Source organism: Amycolatopsis sp. N2S4-7, from assembly GCF_058119595.1.
In genome coordinates, this window is sequence record NZ_CP172299.1 from 38,247 (window position 1) to 55,852 (window position 17,606).

At 73.9% G+C, this 17,606-nt stretch carries 16 protein-coding genes and 1 pseudogene; 5 read left to right on the forward strand and 12 right to left on the reverse strand.

The annotated features are described in order from the left end of the window. Positions 1-6: 6 nt before the first annotated feature. Both ACH54P_RS00210 and ACH54P_RS00215 read right to left on the reverse strand, forming a co-directional pair. Positions 7-1,116: an NAD(P)-dependent alcohol dehydrogenase gene (locus ACH54P_RS00210; protein ID WP_489910237.1), complete on the reverse strand. Its 1,110-nt coding sequence runs from the start codon at positions 1,114-1,116 to the stop codon at positions 7-9. 19 nt (positions 1,117-1,135) lie between these two features. Next, complete coding sequence (locus ACH54P_RS00215; protein WP_489910238.1) at positions 1,136-2,614, reverse strand: aldehyde dehydrogenase family protein; 1,479 nt, start codon at positions 2,612-2,614, stop codon at positions 1,136-1,138. Between the two features lie 357 nt (positions 2,615-2,971). On the opposite strand from ACH54P_RS00215, the gene ACH54P_RS00220 reads away from it, so the two are divergent. From ACH54P_RS00220 to ACH54P_RS00230, 3 genes are all read left to right on the forward strand, one after another. Continuing rightward, positions 2,972-4,573: a sialidase family protein gene (locus ACH54P_RS00220; RefSeq protein WP_489910239.1), complete on the forward strand. Its 1,602-nt coding sequence runs from the start codon at positions 2,972-2,974 to the stop codon at positions 4,571-4,573. A 293-nt stretch (positions 4,574-4,866) separates the two neighbouring features. Continuing rightward, positions 4,867-5,292 (forward strand): STAS domain-containing protein, encoded by a 426-nt coding sequence (locus ACH54P_RS00225; protein ID WP_489917067.1) that lies wholly within the window; start codon positions 4,867-4,869, stop codon positions 5,290-5,292. Between the two features lie 237 nt (positions 5,293-5,529). Continuing rightward, a complete protein-coding gene (locus tag ACH54P_RS00230) occupies positions 5,530-6,117 on the forward strand; it encodes a hypothetical protein (protein ID WP_489910240.1) in 588 nt (195 codons plus the stop codon). Positions 6,118-6,127: 10 nt separating this feature from the next. Here the strand turns inward: ACH54P_RS00230 and ACH54P_RS00235 are convergent. Beyond that, positions 6,128-6,964: pseudogene (locus ACH54P_RS00235) on the reverse strand (NAD-dependent epimerase/dehydratase family protein); the annotation flags it as partial. Between ACH54P_RS00235 and ACH54P_RS00240 the strand changes: the two are divergent. Continuing rightward, positions 6,887-7,486 (forward strand): TetR-like C-terminal domain-containing protein, encoded by a 600-nt coding sequence (locus tag ACH54P_RS00240; protein WP_489910241.1) that lies wholly within the window; start codon positions 6,887-6,889, stop codon positions 7,484-7,486. The pseudogene ACH54P_RS00235 and the gene ACH54P_RS00240 sit on opposite strands and share 78 nt — an antisense overlap. Positions 7,487-7,490: 4 nt before the next feature. On the opposite strand, the gene ACH54P_RS00245 is transcribed toward ACH54P_RS00240, so the two are convergent. The 4 genes from ACH54P_RS00245 to ACH54P_RS00260 are packed head-to-tail and all read right to left on the reverse strand — an operon-like array spanning position 7,491 to position 9,835. Continuing rightward, positions 7,491-7,817, reverse strand: a complete 327-nt coding sequence (locus ACH54P_RS00245; RefSeq protein WP_489910242.1) for a hypothetical protein — start codon at positions 7,815-7,817, stop codon at positions 7,491-7,493. Then, entirely contained in the window at positions 7,804-8,193 is a 390-nt protein-coding gene (locus ACH54P_RS00250; RefSeq protein WP_489910243.1) for a PRC-barrel domain-containing protein, read from the reverse strand. The genes ACH54P_RS00245 and ACH54P_RS00250 overlap by 14 nt, the downstream gene beginning before the upstream one ends. Beyond that, positions 8,190-9,422, reverse strand: coding sequence for an NRAMP family divalent metal transporter (locus tag ACH54P_RS00255; protein ID WP_489910244.1), 1,233 nt, complete (start codon positions 9,420-9,422; stop codon positions 8,190-8,192). Before ACH54P_RS00255 ends, ACH54P_RS00250 begins: the two co-directional genes overlap by 4 nt. Further along, a complete protein-coding gene (locus tag ACH54P_RS00260) occupies positions 9,419-9,835 on the reverse strand; it encodes a hypothetical protein (protein WP_489910245.1) in 417 nt (138 codons plus the stop codon). Before ACH54P_RS00260 ends, ACH54P_RS00255 begins: the two co-directional genes overlap by 4 nt. 105 nt (positions 9,836-9,940) lie before the next feature. Between ACH54P_RS00260 and ACH54P_RS00265 the strand changes: the two genes are divergently transcribed. Next, the gene (locus ACH54P_RS00265) at positions 9,941-10,486 is read left to right on the forward strand and encodes a phosphatase PAP2 family protein (RefSeq protein ID WP_489910246.1); all 546 of its coding nucleotides are present in this window, start codon (positions 9,941-9,943) and stop codon (positions 10,484-10,486) included. Here the strand turns inward: ACH54P_RS00265 and ACH54P_RS00270 are convergent. The 5 genes from ACH54P_RS00270 to ACH54P_RS00290 form a co-directional block, all read right to left on the reverse strand. Further along, complete coding sequence (locus ACH54P_RS00270) at positions 10,450-11,385, reverse strand: anti-sigma factor RsbA family regulatory protein (protein WP_489910247.1); 936 nt, start codon at positions 11,383-11,385, stop codon at positions 10,450-10,452. The two genes, ACH54P_RS00265 and ACH54P_RS00270, sit on opposite strands and share 37 nt — an antisense overlap. A gap of 71 nt (positions 11,386-11,456) precedes the next feature. Then, on the reverse strand, positions 11,457-13,205 hold the full coding sequence (locus ACH54P_RS00275) for a glycoside hydrolase family 15 protein (protein ID WP_489910248.1): 1,749 nt from the start codon (positions 13,203-13,205) through the stop codon (positions 11,457-11,459). Continuing rightward, on the reverse strand, positions 13,202-14,212 hold the full coding sequence (locus ACH54P_RS00280; protein ID WP_489910249.1) for an SDR family oxidoreductase: 1,011 nt from the start codon (positions 14,210-14,212) through the stop codon (positions 13,202-13,204). Before ACH54P_RS00280 ends, ACH54P_RS00275 begins: the two co-directional genes overlap by 4 nt. Beyond that, positions 14,209-14,535, reverse strand: coding sequence for a hypothetical protein (locus tag ACH54P_RS00285; RefSeq protein WP_489910250.1), 327 nt, complete (start codon positions 14,533-14,535; stop codon positions 14,209-14,211). The genes ACH54P_RS00280 and ACH54P_RS00285 overlap by 4 nt, the downstream gene beginning before the upstream one ends. Then, complete coding sequence (locus tag ACH54P_RS00290; protein WP_489910251.1) at positions 14,532-17,597, reverse strand: FAD-binding and (Fe-S)-binding domain-containing protein; 3,066 nt, start codon at positions 17,595-17,597, stop codon at positions 14,532-14,534. Before ACH54P_RS00290 ends, ACH54P_RS00285 begins: the two co-directional genes overlap by 4 nt. Between the last annotated feature and the right edge of the window lie 9 nt (positions 17,598-17,606).

Sequence of the window (17,606 nt, forward strand, 5' to 3'; positions counted from 1 at the left end):
CCTCCTTCACCAGCGGAGCACCGGTTTGATCGTCTTGCCGTCGAGCATGTCGTCCACCGCCTGTTGAATCTGCCCGAACTCGTAGTGGGTGACCAGCTTTTCGAGCGGGAACCGGCCGGTGGCGACGAGTTCGGCCAGCGTCGGCACCAGCGCCTGGGTGTCCGCGTCGCCCATCGTGAGGCCGGTGACGTGCCGGCCGGGCAGCAGGAAGTTGACGTCGACGGGCACCTCCGTGCCGAACGCCGGCGCGCCCACGACAACCGCGGTCCCGCGCGCGGCGAGGGCGCCGATCGCCGTCCGCAGGACACCGGCGTTGCCGGTGGTCTCGACGATCCCGTCGGCCCCGCGCCCGCCGGTCAGCTTCCCGACCGTCTCGGCCAGGTCCTCGCCGGTCGTGTCGATCGTGTCGGTGGCGCCGAGCTCCCGGGCGAGGTCCAGCCGGCCCGGCACGCGGTCGACGGCGATGATCCGCGTCGCCGGCGTCAGGCGGGCGGCCATCACCGCCGACAGGCCGACCGCGCCGGCGCCGGTGACCAGCAGCGTGGCGCCCGGCCGCGGCGCGAGGACGTTCCACACCGCGCCGGCGCCGGTCATGATGCCGCAGCCGAGCGGCGCCAGGAGGTCGAGCGGCGCGTCGGCGGCGACTTTGACGACGCTGCGTTCGTCGGCGACGGCGTGCCCGGCGAAGCTGGACTGGCCGAAGAAGTGCCCGCCGAGCGGGGCGCCGTCGCGGGAGAGCGGGGACGTGCCGTCCGGGCGCCGCCCGCCGAGCAGGTTGGCCGGCAGCCAGGTCTCGCAGTAGGCGGGGTGGCCGTCGCGGCAGTTCGCGCAGCGGCCGCAGGAGGTGTAGCTGAGCAGGACCCGGTCGCCGGGCGCGACCCGGGTGACCGCGGCGCCGACCTGCTCGACGATCCCGGCGCCTTCGTGGCCGAGCACCCCGGGCAGCGGGAACGGCAGGGCGCCGGCGGCGACGCCGAGGTCGGTGTGGCACACGCCGGTGGCGACGATCCGGACCCGGACTTCGTCGGCCCGCAGCTCGTCGAGGGCCACCTCGCCGAGGGTGAACCCGGCGCCGGCGGACTCGACAACCGCCGCCGTGGTCGTGGTGGGGGACATGGGTGCTCCTGGGGTCGGCTCAGGCGAGGGAGATGACGACGGACTTGGTCCGGGTGTAGGAGTCGAGGGATTCGGGGCCGTATTCGCGGCCGAAACCGGAGTCCTTGACACCGCCGAAGGGGATCGCGGGGTCGAGCATCGCCCAGTCGTTCACCCAGACGATCCCGGCCTGCAGCCGCGCGGCGACGCGGTGGGCGCGGGCGAGGTCCGTGGTCTGCAGCCCGGCCGCGAGCCCGTAGGGCGTGCCGTTGGCGAGGGCGACCGCTTCGTCCTCGCCGCGGAAGCGCTGGACGGTCAGCACGGGACCGAAGATCTCCTCCTGGATCACCCGGGAGGTGTCCGGCAGGTCCGCGATCACCGTCGGCTGGAAGAAGAACCCGCCGTCGATGTCCGGTCGCCCGCCACCGGCGACGATCCGGCCGCCGTCGGCGCGGGCGAGCTCGACGTACTGCTCGACCTTCGCGCGGTGCCGCTCGCCCGCCATCGGGCCGACCACCGTCGCGGGGTCGAACGGGTCGCCGACCGGCACGTGCGGCACGGCTTCGGCGAGCGCGGCCAGGACCGTGTCGTACAGCGCGTCGGCGACGAGCAGCCGGGGCCCGCCCATGCAGAACTGGCCGGTGTTGAACACGAACGCCTTGATCGCCGCGGCGACGGCCTGCTCGACGTCCGCGTCCTCGAACACGAGGTGCGCGGCGTTGCCGCCCAGTTCGAGGGTGATCGGCTTGAGCTTCTCCCCGGCCACGGCCGCCGCGTGCCTGCCGACCGCGGTGGACCCGGTGAACGCGATCTTGTCGACGCCGGGGTGGGCCAGCAGGTGGTCGCCGATCTCCGAGCCGAAGCCGGTGACGACGTTGAGCACGCCGTCGGGGACGCCGGCTTCGGCGAGGATCCGCGCCATCAGCAGCGCGCTGAGGGAGGTGTCCTCGGCCGGCTTGTGCACCACGGTGTTCCCGGCGGCGAGCGCGGGCGCGATCTTCGACGTCGAGAGGATCAGCGGGAAGTTGAACGGCGTGATCGCGGCGACCACCCCGAGCGGTTCGCGGCGGGTGTAGGCGTGCGACGGGATCGGGATCTGCCGCGTCGCGCCGTCCACGCCCTGCGCGAGGGCCGAGTAGTACTCGTACTGCTCGGCGACGGTCTCGACGTCGACCGCCCGGCAGAGCGAAACCGGCTTGCCGACGTCGGCGCTCTCGAGGGCGACGATCTCGTCCGCGCGCGCCCGCACGAGGTCCGCGACCCGGTGCAGGACCCGCGCCCGCTCCCGCCCCGGCGTCGCGGCCCAGCCGCCGGACGCCGCGCGGGCCGCGCCCACCGCGGCGTCCACGTCGGCGGCCGACGCGCGGGCGAGGGAGGTGAGGGTCTTCCCGGTGGCCGGGTCGACGGCGTCGAAGCGCGCACCGCCCACGGGTCCGGCCCACCGGCCGCCGATGAACAGCTGTCCCGGCTCGACGTCCGGGCGTGGCCGGGTGCCCGGCCGCTCCTCGACTGCGGTCATCGGTCGACTCCTCACTGAGCGAAGTGTATCTCAGGGTTGCTGATATAAGGCACCCTGAGATGCAGGATGCGGGGGAAGCCCGCCGCTGTCAAGGGGCACCGGGCCGCCGCCGCGCGGACCGTCCGAGGGGAACCGCCGGCCCGGTCATAGGGGCGGTTTTTCCCGGCCGGGTTTTTGGCCGTGCGTTAATCAACTCCACTGTGGACAGACGAGTTTTTTCGACGCGGAGCGGACATTTCGCCCGTCCGGCCGGTTCCGCGTAACGGCCGCGAACCGGCCTTCGACTCACCAATGCCCTCGGAAAAGGCCGTGTCCTTTTCGCACGGCCTGCCAGGCGTGTCGGAAAAGAGGTCAACCGTGCACCCGAAGATTTCCCGGCGGTTCGCCCGCCGGACGTTGCCGCCCGGCGCCGCCGTGTTCGCCCTGCTCGCCGGCGCGGGAGCCGCCATCGCCACCACCTTCGCCGCCGGGGTTCCGGTGCGGGTGCCCGACCACCCGCTGGGCGCCGGGGCCGCCTGTGCCGCGCTGGTCGCCCAGCACGAGGCCCTCGGCAGCGTCAACTACCCCGCGACGGAGGTCGAGCCCTACGTCGCCGCCGACCCGGCGGATCCGCGTCACCTCGTCGGCTCGGCGCAGCAGGACCGGTGGAACGACGGCGGGTCCAACGGCCTCACCAACGTCGTGTCCCGGGACGGCGGGGCGACCTGGACGCCGGCCGCCACGCAACCGGCGTTCAGCATCTGCGCCGGCGCGACGCCCGGCTCGCCCGGGTACTTCCACCGGACCACCGACCCGTGGGTCAGCTTCTCCGCCGACGGCCGGGTCGTGTACTCGATCGCCGACTCGTTCAACGCCAACGGCCCCGCGTTCGGCGGGGCGAGCGCGATCCTGATCAGCCGCTCGCTGGACGGCGGCGACCACTGGGAGACGCCGGTGACCGCCCGCCTGGACACCTCGACGCAGGTGCTCAACGACAAGGAATCGGTGACCGCCGACCCGCTGCTCGCCGGCAACGCCTACGCGGTGTGGGACCAGCTGGTCGCGCCGCAGAGCCACGCCAACCCCAGCGCGTACACGCACGCCTTCACCTACCGCGGCCCCAGCTACTTCTCCCGCACCACCGACCAGGGGCGCACCTGGAGCACCGGCCGGATCATCTTCGATCCCGGGCAGAACGACCAGACGATCGGCAACCAGATCGTCGTGCCGGTGACCGGCCCGGGCCGGGGCGTGCTCATCGACGGCTTCGACCTGATCACCAACAAGGGCGGCGCGTGCCCGTTCACCCACGGCGGTCAGCACTGCCGCGGCTCGTCCACCTCGACCGCCGCGGTCGTCCGGTCCACCGACGGCGGGACCACCTGGTCCCGCGCGATCGGCATCGACACCCAGCAGGTCGCCACGGTCGCGATCGCCGGCCACCCGGTCCGCTCCAGCGACGAGCTGCCCGAGTTCGCCGCCAACCCGGTCAACGGCTTCGTGTACGCGGTCTGGCAGGACGCCCGGTTCAGCGCGACCGGCGCGTCGAAGATCGCCTTCGCGCAGTCCGCCGACGGCGGCCTGACGTGGAGCGACACGATCCGGGTCGACCAGGCGCCGGGGGACACGCCCGCGTTCGTGCCGCAGATCCACGTCGCCGCCGACGGCACGATCGGGCTGAGCTACTACGACCTGCAGAACGCGACCCCGGCGCAGCCCGGGCTCACCGACGCGTTCATCGCCCACTGCCACGCCGCCACGAGCGACTGCGGCAATCCGGCGAACTGGGCCGTCAACGGGCAGACCAGGCTCACCGCCGGCCCGTTCGACTTCACCACCGCCCCGGACGCCGGCGGCTACTTCCTCGGCGACTACTCCGGGCTCGCGGGAACCGGCCCGGCGCTGAACGCCTACTTCGGCGTCTCCCGGCCGCTGGCCACCAGCGGCGCGTCGGACATCTTCGCCGACTCCGCCGGCTAGGACGGGTGACCGGAGCCGCCGGGTTTCCGGCGGCTCCGGTTCCTCCCGGTTCTTCGGTTCTCCGTCACGAATTTCGGCGGTGGTTCACCCGGATGGGTGGTTTGGGAAGGGCGCGTGCGGGTCGCGTGCGGGCGCGGCGGGTTCGGCCGTTGGCGGGGTTGCGCCGTTCGGATCAAGGACTACGCTGCGAAGTGCGGTTCAGCAGCAACAGCCGCCCCTCCGACTTTGCCGGCGTTCGAGCGGGCCGGGTGAGGCCCGTTCGTCACGTCATCTGCGAATGAAGGCGTGTGAAGATGTTAGTCGTCCAGCCCCCCGCGACGGCGATTTCGATAGCGCCGTCGGCGCCCGCGCGGCGCACTGCGTTCGACATCCAGGTCATCCGCCCGTACTTCGGCGCGGTGATGGTCCGGATCCGCGGCGCCCTCGACGCCGACAGCGCCGCCCAGCTCCGCTCGGCGCTGAGCACGTGGGCGCACCGCAGGTTCCCGGTCCTGGTGCTCGACCTGTCCGAGGTCGACTTCCTCGACTCGGCCGGCCTCGCCGCCCTCGGCGGCATCCAGGCCCGGACCGCGCGGGAGAACGCCACCCTGCGCATCGTCACCGGCGACAACCGGGTGGTGCGCCGGGCCCTGGCGGCCAGCGGCCTCGACCACGCGCTGAACGTCAGCCGCCTCCCCTCCGGCTGGGAACGCGCGACGGAGATCCCCAGCCAGAGCTGAGGGCCGCCTTCCGGGGCCGTGCTCAGTGGGTGCGGCCCGCTTCCGGCTGCCGCAGAACCCTGCTGTCCTGCCCGGGATTCCGGCGTACCCGGTACCGCCGCACCGGGACCGCAGCTCGGCGGCGTCCGGCTTGATCCGCCTGGCCGCCGGGTCCAGCCGTGCCATTCTCCACCCTCGGTCAGCCGCTTGGCTTGCCGCGTGGAGGCTGCGCCTCTGCCGTCGTGGGACATTGGTGGCATGCAGGAACCCGATGGCGACACCGGCCCGGACCCGGCGCTCGGTACCCAGGTCATGGTGGCCGAGTACGCGGCGCTGCGCGCCGAGGTCGAGCGGCGCGCGGCCGCCCAGTGGAACGTCTTCGCCCTGCAACTGGCTTCCGCGGGCGCGATCGCCAGCATCGCCATCTCGGCCACGTCGAACCTTGCCCTGCTGCTGCTGATCCCGGTTTCTTCTTATCTGCTCGGCAGCCGGTACCTCCTGCACGACTTCCACATCAAGCTGATCCGCCGTTATCTGCGTGAATCGCTCGCCGAGCGGCTGGCCGGGCTCATCCGGTGGGAGGCTTGGCGGTCCGAGGCGCTCGCTGCTCCCACATCGCGCGGCTGGTTCAGCGTCACCGGATGGAACTTCGTGCACCCCACCCGGCTGGCGTTCGAGGGGGTCGGCCTGCTGGCCATCGTCGCCGCCGGGCTGGCGGCCGGCTATCGCTGGTGGCTGAGGCCTCCGCCGTGGCCGTTGACCGTGGGGTTCGCCGCCGGCTGGGTGCTCGGCGTGATCGTCACCTCGATGCTGCGCCGGGCCTTCCGGCGCGCATCGGACCTGTGACCGCCGCCGGTCAGGAGCGGGCTGGTTCGCGCAGGCCTTCGATCGTCTCCCGCAACGCGTCGTCGGTCGATGTCGGCTCGATGCCGAACGTCGCCGTCGCTGCCGATGAGTCGAGGATGAACGGCTTGCGCAGCTGGTACTGCATCTCCACCATCTCCCGCGCCATCGGGTTGACCAGACCGGCGAGGCGCAGGACGAACCCGGGCATCGACGTGGCGCGGGCCGCCGGGGCCCCGGCCAGTTCGGCGGCGCGCTCGGCGAGGCGGCGGAGGGACATCGGCGGTGCCGTCGGCACGTGCCACGGCCGGCCCCAGGCGCGCTCGTCGGCCGCGGCCGCGACCAGCGTGCGGGCGACGTCGCCGACGTGGGTCCAGCTGTGCGGGGCGTCCGGGTCGGCCGGGGCCGACGCTCGCTTGCCCGCGAGCACCTTCGGCAGCACCAGAGCCGTGAACGCCGAAAGCGTGCCCGCGCCGAGGTAGTCGGACCCGCGCACCTCGGTCGTGCGGAGGCGGCCGGCTTCGTGGGCGGCCAGCGCGTCGGCCCACAGCTTGGCCCGCACCTCGCCCTTCGCCGAGTTGGGCCGCAGCGGCAGCCGCTCGGTCATCGGGCCGTCGACGGCGCCGTACGCGTAGAGGTTGCCGGTCGTGGCGAGCACGGCGCCGCTGGCCTCGGCCGCCCGCAGGAGCGCCGTGCCGAGCGGCGGCCAGCCGGTGATCCAGCGGTGGTACGCGGGCCCGGCGCAGCTGTACAGCGCGACCGCGCCTTCGGTGTGCCGCACCAGGGTCGCGGCGTCGGTGGCGTCCGCGGCGATCAGCCGGACCCCCGCCGGCGACGGGCATCGTCGCTGTACCGCTACTTCCCGAGCCGCGACGCCCTGCTGACGGCGTTGATCATCGACGCCTACGACGGACTGGGAGCCGCCGCCGCCGAAGCCGAGGCCGCCGTCCCGCGGGACGACCTGCGCGGCCGGTGGCTCGCCGTCGGCCGCGCGGTGCGGTCCTGGGCGCTCGCGCACCCGGCCGAATACGGTCTGCTCTACGGAAATCCCGTCCCGGGCTACGCCGCGCCGCAGGAAACCGTGGCCCCGGCGTCGCGGGTGATCCTGCTGCTCGCCGCCATCGCGGGGGAGGCCCCTGGCGAACTCCCGCCGGTGCCCGGGCCGATCCGCCCCGACCTGCGGCGCCTGATCGACGAGCAGGGCGGCGACCTCCCGGAGGCGCGCCTCGACCGCGTGCTGTTCGCGTGGACGCACCTGTTCGGCCAGGTCAACTTCGAGGTCTTCCACCGCCTCGACGACATGATCCAGGCCCGCGCGGAGTACTTCGAGCACCACCTGACGCTGCTGGCCGATCTCGCCGGCCTGCCCTGAGGCGTCAGGGTTCGGTGAGCGGGGCCAGCTCGGCGAACGGCCGCCGCAGCCGGACTTCGGGGCCCGAGAGGTCGACGTCTTCCCAGGCGACGTACCGGCTGTGCCGGTGCAGCCACCGGATGAGCGCGACGAGCGGCACCGGGCCGCGCTGGTCGTGGCGCTGGTAGCCGAAGAGCCGGACCCGGGTGCGGCCGACGATCACCCCGCGCACCACGAGCTCGGGCAGGCCGTCGCCGCGTGGCGTCGCCTCGGCCCGGATCTCCCGGATCGCGCCGACGTCCCGGCCCGCCGCGTCGCGGACCGGGCGGCCGATCAGCTCACCGGCTCGCACGGCCGGCTCCCGGGATCCGGTCGACGATCCGGCGCCGCAGCCAGTCTTCGGACGGGCTGTTCGTGGCGTGGGCGACGGCGGACGTCACGACGATCGTCGGCTCGATCCGGCGGACCGCGTTCACCGGGATCCGTTGCGGCGCCTCGGCGCGGAACCCGCGGCCGAGCCGCCGCAGCAGCTTCCCGACCGGGCCGTCGAGCCGGTCGGCGAGCGCTTCCGGGCCGACGAGCAGCGCATCGACGACGTACGTGCCGCCCTCGGCGCGGAGCTCGAGGTCGTCGACCTTGCCGACGACCGTGCCGTCCTCGCCGGTGATCTGCCGGTCGAGCAGGGCGTCGCCCAGGTCGACGGGGCCGTGGTCGGTGAGGGGGTTCATCGGCCCGCCCCGGTGAAGATCATCAGGGGAATCGCCACCAGGGCCGCGACGGCGATGACGACGAGCATGCCGACGCCGACGATGTTGCTGAAGTGGCCGTTGGCGTGCTTGCCGAGGTATTCGCGGTCGTTGGCCACGATGAGCACCGGCAGGTAGGTCAGCGGCAGCGCCACCGCGGAGAAGATCAGCGAGATCTCGGTCAGGCCGACCGGATCGAGCCCGGTCTGCACCACGAGCACGGCGATCAGCAGGCCGGCGGCGACGGTGACGTGGAACCGGGCGGCGTCGCGCGGTGCGCGGCGCTTGCCCCAGTCCCAGCCGAAGTACTGCGCCAGCATGTACCCCGACGACAGCCCGGTTTCCAGTGCCGCGCCGAAGGTGGCCGCGAAGATGCCGATCAGGACGATCACCAGGCCCGCGGTCCCCAGAGCGAGCGTCACCGGCAGCACGATCTGGCTGACCTGGCTGACGTCGACCCCGGCCGGGAACAGCACCACCGCGGCGCAGGCCATCACAGCGAGGGCGAGCAAGCCGCCGAGGGGGAACCCGAGCAGCACGTTGGCGCGCTGCACGGGCAGGTCCTTGACCGTCCAGCCCTCTTCGACGCCGCCGGAGGTGAAGAAGAAGACCTCGTACGGCGTCATCGCCGACGCGAACAACGCGACCGCGTGGTAGGCGTAGGTCGGCAGCGCCTCGTCGGCGGGCGGGGCGAACCCGGCGACCTGGGCGCCGAGCGACGACCAGTCGGGGTGCAGGAAGAACACCGCGACGGCGAACACCCCGATGGCGAGGCCGCCGAGGCCGAAGCCGGTTTCCATCTTCTCGAAGCCGACCCGCCAGACCACCAGCCAGACGAGCACGCCGATCGGCAGGACCCAGACCAGCCGGTCGACGCCGGAGGCGAGCTCGATGACGATCGCGACGCCGCCGATTTCGGCGCACACGGTCAGCAGCGTGATCAGGAACGACCCGGCGAGGTTGACCAGGGCCACGCGCGGGCCGAGGCGTTCGCGGATCAGGTCGAACACCGGGCGCCCGGACACCGCGACGACCCGCCCGGACATGTCGGCGTAGACGCAGATGCCGAGCACCCCCAGCACGGTCACCCAGAGCATCGCCATCCCGTAGCGGGCGCCGACGACACCGCTTTCGACGAGGTCGCCGATGTCGACGAAACCGCCGACCGCGGTGAGGATGCCGAGGGTGACGGCGAGGAGGCGCTTGCTCATGCCGGCACGCCCCAGCGGGCGAGTTCGGCGATCAGCCCCCGCAGCTCGGCGTCGATGCGGTCGAGCCCGTCGTCGGTGCCGTCGCCGAGGCCGTCGTCGAGCTGGTGGGCGAGGCCGACCGCGCGGTCGGTGATCGAGGCCAGCGCCGCGCGGGCGCGCTCGTCGGTCAGCTCGCCGACGTCCTTGCCCGCGGAACCGAGCTCGTCGGCGGCGTCGCGGACGGTGACCGTCAGGCTGGGCACCGGGGGCACGGCGGCGCGGTCGGCGGTCACCACGAGCCGCAGGAGTTCGAGCTGGCCCCGGATCTCCCGGCCGGCGTGCACGGTGTCGGCCCGCGGATCCGCGCCGCACCCCGCCACCAGGGCCGCCACCGCGGCGAGTGCGGCCAGCACGCGGAGAGGCGGCGCAATCACGGCCGTGGGATACCCGTTCGGTGGACGGACAAACCCCGGGATCGCACACTCCACGATGGACGACCGTTGTGGTTGAACCGGTCCCCGCCAGGGCAATTGGAGGCCATGCCGAGCGAACCACCCTTTCGTGAGGACGAGGGACTGGACGACAACGACCTGCCCGTCACCCGTCCGGCGTGGCCGATCACCGCCGTCAGCGAGGCCGCGCGCGGCGGCTTGCTCTGGGCCGGCATGGCCGGGGTCCTGGCCTGCCGCCGGGGTCGCTGGCGCCGGGCCGCGGGCCGCGGACTCGTGGCCGGCGCGACCGCGATGGCGCTGGGCCACGCTGTCAAGGCGCTCGTCCGCCGCCGTCGGCCGCCGGCGGACAACCTGCCGGCCCACCAGGCCCTGGGCGAGCACCCGTCGTCTTCGTCGTTCCCCTCGACGCACGCCACGACGGCCGCGGCGTTCGCGGTCGCCGTCGCGCTCACCGCCCCGGACGCGGGTGCCGTGATCGCGCCGCTGGCGGCCGCCGCGTGCTACAGCCGGATCCGGACGCGCGTGCACTGGCCGACCGACGTCTACGGCGGCGTCGCGATCGGGGCCGTGGTGGGCGGTCTCGTGGCCCGGCGGGCTCAGGTGCGGAAGTACGCCCGGATCGTCGTGCCCTGATCGCTCGTGTGCAGGCGCACGAGGTCGGCGAGGTGGTTGACGAGCAGGAGCCCGCGCCCGCGCGGCTGGACGGGGGTCGCGGGGTGCCGGCCGGCGAGCGGGTCGGTGAGCTTGCCCTCGTCGTGGACCTCGCAGACGAACTCGCCGTCTTCGGTCCACAGCCGGAGGGTGCCGGACCCGCTGCCGTGTTCGACGCTGTTGGAGAGCAGTTCGGTGACGACGACCTCGACGTCGGCGACCTGGTCGGCGGTCAGCCCGGCACGGGCCGCGCGGACGTGGCCGAGTGCCCGGGCCGCGGCGAGGTCGGTGGTGTCCGCCAGCTCGAAGACGCCCTCCGGCGCGGTCAGCGGCCGGTTGTACCGGGCGACGACGTCGTCGGGGTCGTAGGCGGTGCTGGTGCGCCGTCCGGTGCCGTCGATCAGCACGGGGTGCGTGGCTTCGGCGTCGGCGAGCACGTCCGGGGCGAGCGTCTCGACGTCGTAGGGGCACAGGATCGTCACGTCCCGGCCGGCGAAGGCCAGGTTGATCAGGGCCTCGTGCTGCGCGCACGCCGGGTACTCGACGTCCGACCGCGCGGCCCAGATCGGCTCGCCGATGATCCGCACCGGCCCGTCGGGGTGGGCGTCGGCGAAGGCCCGCAGCACCCCGGGGATGATCCGGCCGGGGTTGCGCCCGGCTTCGGTCATGTCCAGCAGGCGGACGCGGGCGGCGTCCGCGCCGAGCTCCCGCTTCAGCAGCGCCAGGTTGGGTCCCGGGACCGCGACCGCGACCGGCTCGTCCGCGGCCAGCGCGCCCCACACGAACGGCACGGTGCCGGCCAGGTACTCGGCATCGCCGCGGTAGAACAGGGCGGGGTGCACGAAGGGATCGGCCGGGTGGACGTCGGCGGTCGCGCTCAAGTGGCCTCCTCTTCCGGCCGGGACACCTCCAGTATGCGGGATCGCGTCACCGGATCGGGTGGCCCCTCGGGTCACCCGCCGGACGGCGGGTCCGGTGCGCTGGTCAGGCGCTGCGCCGACTCCAGCAGCATGGCGTGGACGAAGGCCTGCGGGAGGTTCCCGCGCAGCTGCCGCTGCCGGACGTCGTACTCCTCGGCGAACAACCCGGGCGAGCCGCAGGCCGCGCGGTTGCGCTCGAACCAGCGGAACGCCTCGGTCAGGTCGCCCTGGTGCCGGCAGGCGAGGGCCATGGTGAAACCGCACAGCAGGAACGCGCCTTCGGCCTCGCCGAGCGGCCGGTCGTCGGGGGCGAAGCGGTAGACGAAGCCGTCCTCGGTGAGGTCGCCGCGGACCGCGTCGAGCGTCGCGCGGGTGCGCGGGTCGTCCGCGGGCAGGGCGCCGCGCACCGGCGGGAGCAGCAGGGCCGCGTCCGTCCCGGGGTGGGCCGGGCCGCGCTGCCAGGCGCCGCGCCGGTCCAGGCAGCGGGCCGTGGTTTCGGCGAGCAGCTTGTCGGCCAGGCCCGACAGCTCCGCCCCGCGGTGGGCGGGGATCCGGCGGGCCAGCTCGCGCAGGCCCGCGACGCAGGCGAGGCGCGAGTGGGTCCACCACTCGTCCTCGAGTTCCCAGATGCCGGCTTCCGGGCGGTCCCAGCGTTCGGTGATCAGTCGGACGACGACGTCGGCGGCGCGCTCGACGTCGCCGCCGAAGCGGCCGTGGCGCGCCGCGGCCGCGTACAGCTGCAGCAGCTCGCCGAGGGCGTCCAGCTGGAACTGCCGGGTGACGCGGTTGCCGACGACGTCGGTCCCGCCGGGGTAGCCGGGCAGGTCGACCGTCGTTTCGCCGGGTGGCGGGGTGCCGTCGGTCCGGTAGGCGGGCAGGAGCCGGTCGCCGTGGTCGAGGACGCGGGCGGTGGTGAACCGGAGCGCGTCGTCGAGCAGCGGGTGGGCGTCGTGGACGGACACGGCCAGCCCGGCGTAGCACTGGTCGCGCAGCCACACGTACCGGTAGTCGTAGTTGCGGCCGGCTTCCGAACGCTCCGGCAGGCCCAGGGTGGGCGCGGCGACCATGCCGCCCTCCCCGGTGGTCAGGCCGCGCAGGACGGCGTAGGCGTGACGCGCGTCCCGGGGCGCGACGCTTTCGCCGAGCTCGGGGACGGCGGTGTGCCAGGCGTGTTCGGTGGCCTGCCACAGGTGCTCGGCGGCCACCGGGTCCGGCAAGCGCCCGTCACCGAGCTCGAGGACGAGGTCGTGCCGCCCGCCGGCCGGCACGGTCAGCTCGAACTCCAGCCCGTCCTCGCCGGCCACCGCGTCCCCGGCACCGGTCCACCGGACGCGCAGGTCGCCGGTGCGGCCCGTCCACGTCCCGTCTTCGTCCCGGCGCAGCTCGCGCAACGACCGGCGGCCGAAGCCGCTCGCCAGGTCGAGCCGGACCCGCAGCCGGACCTCGCGCTCGACCGCTTCGATCCGGCGCAGCAGGACGACCCGGTGCGGATCCCCGGGGAAGGCCAGGGCTTCGCGGCATTCGACCACGGTTTCGGTCGTCACCCAGCGGTTGCGCCAGATCAGGCTGCCGGGTTCGTAGTAGCCGCCCCAGACGCAGGTGCCGACCGGGCTGATCGCGTAGCAGCCGGTGCCGCCGATCAGCGACGACAGCACCGCGCTGTCGGCCCAGCCAGGCGCGCAGAGCCAGGCGATGTCCCCGCGCGGGCCGCACAGCGCGCCGCGTTCGCCGTCGGCCAGCACCGCGTACTCGCGCAGGACGTGCGGCGGGAAGCGGGTCATGACCGGGCCCGGCGCCACACCGCCAGCGCCGTCGCGGCGAGCGCGCTCCCGCCGGCGGCGAGGACGCCGTGGTGCCGGCTCGCCCACAGCTGGAAACTGCGCGGGGTCGCCTTGCCGTCGAACTCGCCGTGGGCGCCGAAGTCCCGCGCGCGGTCGGCGGGTTGCCACAGGTTCTCCGGCTGGTCGGCGGGCTTGGCCGCGCCCGTCTGCTGGGACCGGTAGCCGGTCTTGGCGAGGTAGCGGTCGAGCACGCCCGGGGCGACGGCGTTCGCGACGAGCGTGCCGACCGTGCTGCCGCCCACCCAGTACTCGCGCCGCCGCGGGTGGTCGGCGGCGTGCAGCACGGCGCGCGCGGCGACCTCCGGCTGGTAGATCGGTGGCACCGGCTGGGCGTGCTGAGGCAGCTTGGACCGGACCCACGAGAACTGCGGCGTGTTGACGGCCGGCATCTGCACCATCGTGGTGCGGACGTGGCTGCCGTCGTGCAGCAGCTCGCAGCGCAGGGCCTCGTTGAAGCCCTGGATGGCGTGCTTCGCGCCGCAATAGGCGCTCTGCAGCGGGATCCCGCGGTAGGCGAGCGCGGACCCGACCTGCACGATCGTGCCGCGGTCGCGCGGTTTCATCCGCCGCAGGGCGGCCATCGTGCCGTGCACGTACCCGAGGTAGCTGACCTCGGTGACGCGGCGGAACTCGTCCGGTTCGATTTCGCTGAACGGCGCGAACACCGACGTGAACGCGACGTTCACCCACACGTCGATGGGGCCGAGCTCCTTTTCGGCGCGTTCGGCCGCGGCTTCGACCTGGCCGAAGTCGGCGACGTCGGTGGGGATCGCCAGTGCGGTCCCGCCACCGCGGGTGACGTCCCCGGCCGCGGCGTCGAGGCCCGCTTCCCCGCGGGCCAGCAGGGCGACGCGGGCTCGCCGGGCACCGAAAGCCCGGGCGACCGCGCGGCCGATCCCACCGCTCGCGCCGGTCACGACGACGACCTGGGTGTCCTGTCCGGTCATGATTGCCTCCGTTCTCGGGGGTGGGCCGGCCGGTCCCGGGCCGCGCGAGCCCAGGCGGCCGCGACCACCGCGTTCACCAGTGCGGCCGCCCGCCACCGGCGGGAAACGGCCGCCAGGCCGAGCATGCTGACGCCGTGCGCGACGTCGGCCGTCCAGCCCCAGCGCGCGACGAACCCGTCCGGCCGCCGCAGGGTCGCGACGGCCTGGGCGAGGTGCCGGGATCCCAGCGCCAGTGCGACTTTCCGCGGGACGGGGAGGGATCGTGAAGCGATCAGGATCCCGCTGCCCCACACGGCTCGCGCGGCCGCGACCCGGCGCGTCACCGGGACCTCCGCCGCCGGGCCGCCACGACGCCGGCCGCGATCGTCACGGCGGCGGCCGCGAGTGCCGCCATCCGCCTCCGTCGCGGGGCCTCGGGCGGGCTGTCGAGTCCCCTCGCCAGCAGCTCGGCCAGGTGGACGCCCTCCCGTCCGCCGCTGTCCAGCTGGTGCAGCTGGGTGCGGCAGCTGAAGCCGTCGGCCAGGACCGTCGTCTCCGGCGAGGCCGCCCGGACACGGGGGAGCAGCACCCGCTCGGCGCACGCCTCCGACACCTCGAGGTGCCCCCGTTCGAAGCCGAAGTTCCCGGCCAGGCCGCAGCACCCGGAGTCGAGGTGCTCGGCGTCGACTCCGGCCGCCTTCAGCAGCCGGGAGTCGGCGTCCCAGCCCATCACCGCGTGCTGGTGGCAGTGCACCTGGGCGATCGCCTTCGCGTCGAGCCGCGGCGGCCGGTAGCCGGGGGAGTGCTCGGTGAGCAGCTCGGCCAGCGTCACGGTCTGCGCGCGCAGCCGCCGGACGTCCTGGTCGCCGGGGAACAGCTCGGCCGCGTCGGAGCGGAACACCGCGGTGCAGCTGGGTTCCAGCCCGACGACGAGCCCGCCGTCGCGCAGGTGCGGGGCGAGCTCCCGGACCGTGCGGGCCAGGATGTGCTTGGCGGTGCCCAGCTGCCCGGTGGAGATCCAGGTGAGCGCGCAGCACAGCGGAGCCGAGGGCAGGCTCACCCGCCACCCGGCGTCCTCGATGAGCCGCACCGCGGCCTGCCCGACGTGCGGGTGGAAGGAGCTGGTGAACGTGTCCGGCCACAGCAGCACCGTGCCGCGGGCCCCGGTGCCGGACGGCCCGCGCCGCGCGAACCACTGCTGCAGCGTTTCCCCGGCGAACAGCGGGATTTCGCGGTTTTCGACCCCCGCCGCGAGGGTGGCCGCCCGGGCCAGTCCGGGCGCGTGCGTGAGGGCGTTGACGAGCCGTCCGGCCCGCAGCCGGCCGACGACCTGGGCGAACGCGGGCAGCCAGCCCATGGTGAAGTCGGACCGCGGCCGCCGCCACGGGCGGCCATCGTAGTGGTGGCTGAGGAACTCCGCCTTGTAGGTCGCCATGTCCACATTGGCCGGGCAGTCGGTCTTGCAGCCCTTGCACGCCAGGCAAAGATCCAGGGCCTCGCGCACCTCGTCCGACCGCCAGCCGTCGGAGACGGGGCCGTCGCCGTGGCCGTCGAGCATCTCGAACAGCAGCCGGGCGCGCCCGCGCGTGGAGTGCTCCTCCTCGCCCGTCACCTGGTACGACGGGCACATGACCTCGCCGCCGCTCGTGGTGTGCCGCCGGCACCGGCCGACGCCGACGCAGCGGTTGGCGGCTTGGGCGAACGAGCCGCCGTCGTCCGGGAACCGGAAGTGCAGGTGCTGCGGGTCGGCGGGCGCCCAGTCGCCGCCGAGGCGCAGGTTTTCGTCGAGCCGGTACGGGGCGACGACCTTGCCGGGGTTCATCCGGTTCCCGGGGTCGAAGACCGCCTTCAGCCTGCCGAACGCGGTCACCAGCTCGTCGCCGAACATCTTCGGCAGCAGTTCGCCGCGGGACTGGCCGTCGCCGTGTTCGCCGGAGAACGAGCCGCCCAGCCCGGCGACGAGGTCGGCGGCGCGCTCCATGAACCGGCGGTAGGTGGCGACGCCGTCGGCGCTGTAGAGGTCGAACGGGATCCGGGTGTGCACGCACCCCTGTCCGAAGTGGCCGTACAGGCTCGGGCCGGTGTCGCCGGCGTAGCCGAATTCTTCGTACAGCGCGGTGAGCTTCCGCAGGTATTCGCCGAGCCGCTCGGGGGCGACCGCGGAGTCTTCCCAGCCTTCGAACGTGTCGGCCTTGCCGGGCACGTGCGCGGTCGCGCCGAGCCCGGCTTCGCGGACCTGCCAGAGCTCCTCCTCGCGGGCGGGGTTGTCGAGGAACTCGAGGTCGGCTTCGTGCTCGGTGTCGTGGAGGGCTTCGAGCATCTTGTGGGCCTGGCGCTCCGCCTCGTCGTGCGTCGACGCGGCGAACTGGACCATGAGGAACGCGCGGCCTTCCGGCATCTCCTGCAGGGCCTGCGGGTTCATGTGCTTGATCCGCTGGTCGCGGATCAGCTTGCGGTCGACGCCTTCGAGGGCGACCGGCTCGTGCGGCAGGATGGCGGGCACCGCGTCGGCGGCCTTCGCGATGTCCGGGTAGCCGAGGACCACGAGCGTCCGCTCGGGCAGCACCGGCACCAGTTCCAGCTCGGCCCGCAGCACGGTGACCAAAGTGGACTCGCTGCCGACGAGCAGCCCGGCGACGTCGAAGCCGTGCTCCGGCAGCAGCGAGTCGAGGTTGTACCCGGACACCCGCCGCGGGATGTCCGGGTACCGGCGGCGGATCTCCCCGGCGTACTCGTCGCGCAACCGCCGCAGCTGCCGGTAGATCGCCGAGCGCGGGTCGCCGTGGCGTTCGATCCCGGCGTACTCCTCGTCGGTCGTTTCGCCGCACCAGAAGCGGGTGCCGTCGTAGGTGAGCACTTCGAGGCGCGCGATGTTGTCGACGACCTTGCCGGTCCGCTGGGCCGTGGCGCCGCAGGAGTTGTTGCCGATCATGCCGCCGAGCGTGCAGTTCATGTGCGTCGCGGGTTCCGGCCCGAACCGCAGGCCGGTGGGCGCCAGCTGCCGGTTCAGCTCGTCGAGCACGATCCCCGGCTGCACCACGCAGGTGCGGGCCGCCTCGTCGACGGACTCGAGTTCCGTGCAGTACTTGGAGAAGTCGAGCACGACGGCGGTGTTGGTGCACTGGCCGGCGAGGCTGGTGCCGCCGCCGCGGGAGAGGACCGGCGCCCCGAACTCCCGCGCGACGGCGATCGCCGCCACGGCGTCGTCGGGCGTGCGCGGCAGGACGACGCCGATCGGGACCTGCCGGAAGTTGGACGCGTCGGTCGAGTACGCCGCGCGCGTCCCGCGGTCGAAGCGGACTTCGCCGCCGACCCGCTCGCGCAGCGCCGCGGCGAGGGCGTCGACGTCGAGGTCTTCGTGGTCCGCGCGGCGCACCACGGGGTCGGGCAGCTGGACGGGTCCCATCGCGGATCC

Excerpts from the sequence above, each read along its gene's own strand:
- ACH54P_RS00215 (WP_489910238.1), bottom strand. The coding sequence starts at position 2,614 with ATGACCGCAGTCGAGGAGCGGCCGGGCACCCGGCCACGCCCGGACGTC.
- ACH54P_RS00275 (WP_489910248.1), bottom strand. The coding sequence starts at position 13,205 with ATGACCCGCTTCCCGCCGCACGTCCTGCGCGAGTACGCGGTGCTGGCC.
- ACH54P_RS00230 (WP_489910240.1), top strand. The coding sequence starts at position 5,530 with ATGCAGGAACCCGATGGCGACACCGGCCCGGACCCGGCGCTCGGTACC.
- ACH54P_RS00265 (WP_489910246.1), top strand. The coding sequence starts at position 9,941 with ATGCCGAGCGAACCACCCTTTCGTGAGGACGAGGGACTGGACGACAAC.
- ACH54P_RS00290 (WP_489910251.1), bottom strand. The coding sequence starts at position 17,597 with ATGGGACCCGTCCAGCTGCCCGACCCCGTGGTGCGCCGCGCGGACCAC.
- ACH54P_RS00210 (WP_489910237.1), bottom strand. The coding sequence starts at position 1,116 with ATGTCCCCCACCACGACCACGGCGGCGGTTGTCGAGTCCGCCGGCGCC.
- ACH54P_RS00255 (WP_489910244.1), bottom strand. The coding sequence starts at position 9,422 with ATGAGCAAGCGCCTCCTCGCCGTCACCCTCGGCATCCTCACCGCGGTC.
- ACH54P_RS00225 (WP_489917067.1), top strand. The coding sequence starts at position 4,867 with ATGTTAGTCGTCCAGCCCCCCGCGACGGCGATTTCGATAGCGCCGTCG.
- ACH54P_RS00280 (WP_489910249.1), bottom strand. The coding sequence starts at position 14,212 with ATGACCGGACAGGACACCCAGGTCGTCGTCGTGACCGGCGCGAGCGGT.
- ACH54P_RS00250 (WP_489910243.1), bottom strand. The coding sequence starts at position 8,193 with ATGAACCCCCTCACCGACCACGGCCCCGTCGACCTGGGCGACGCCCTG.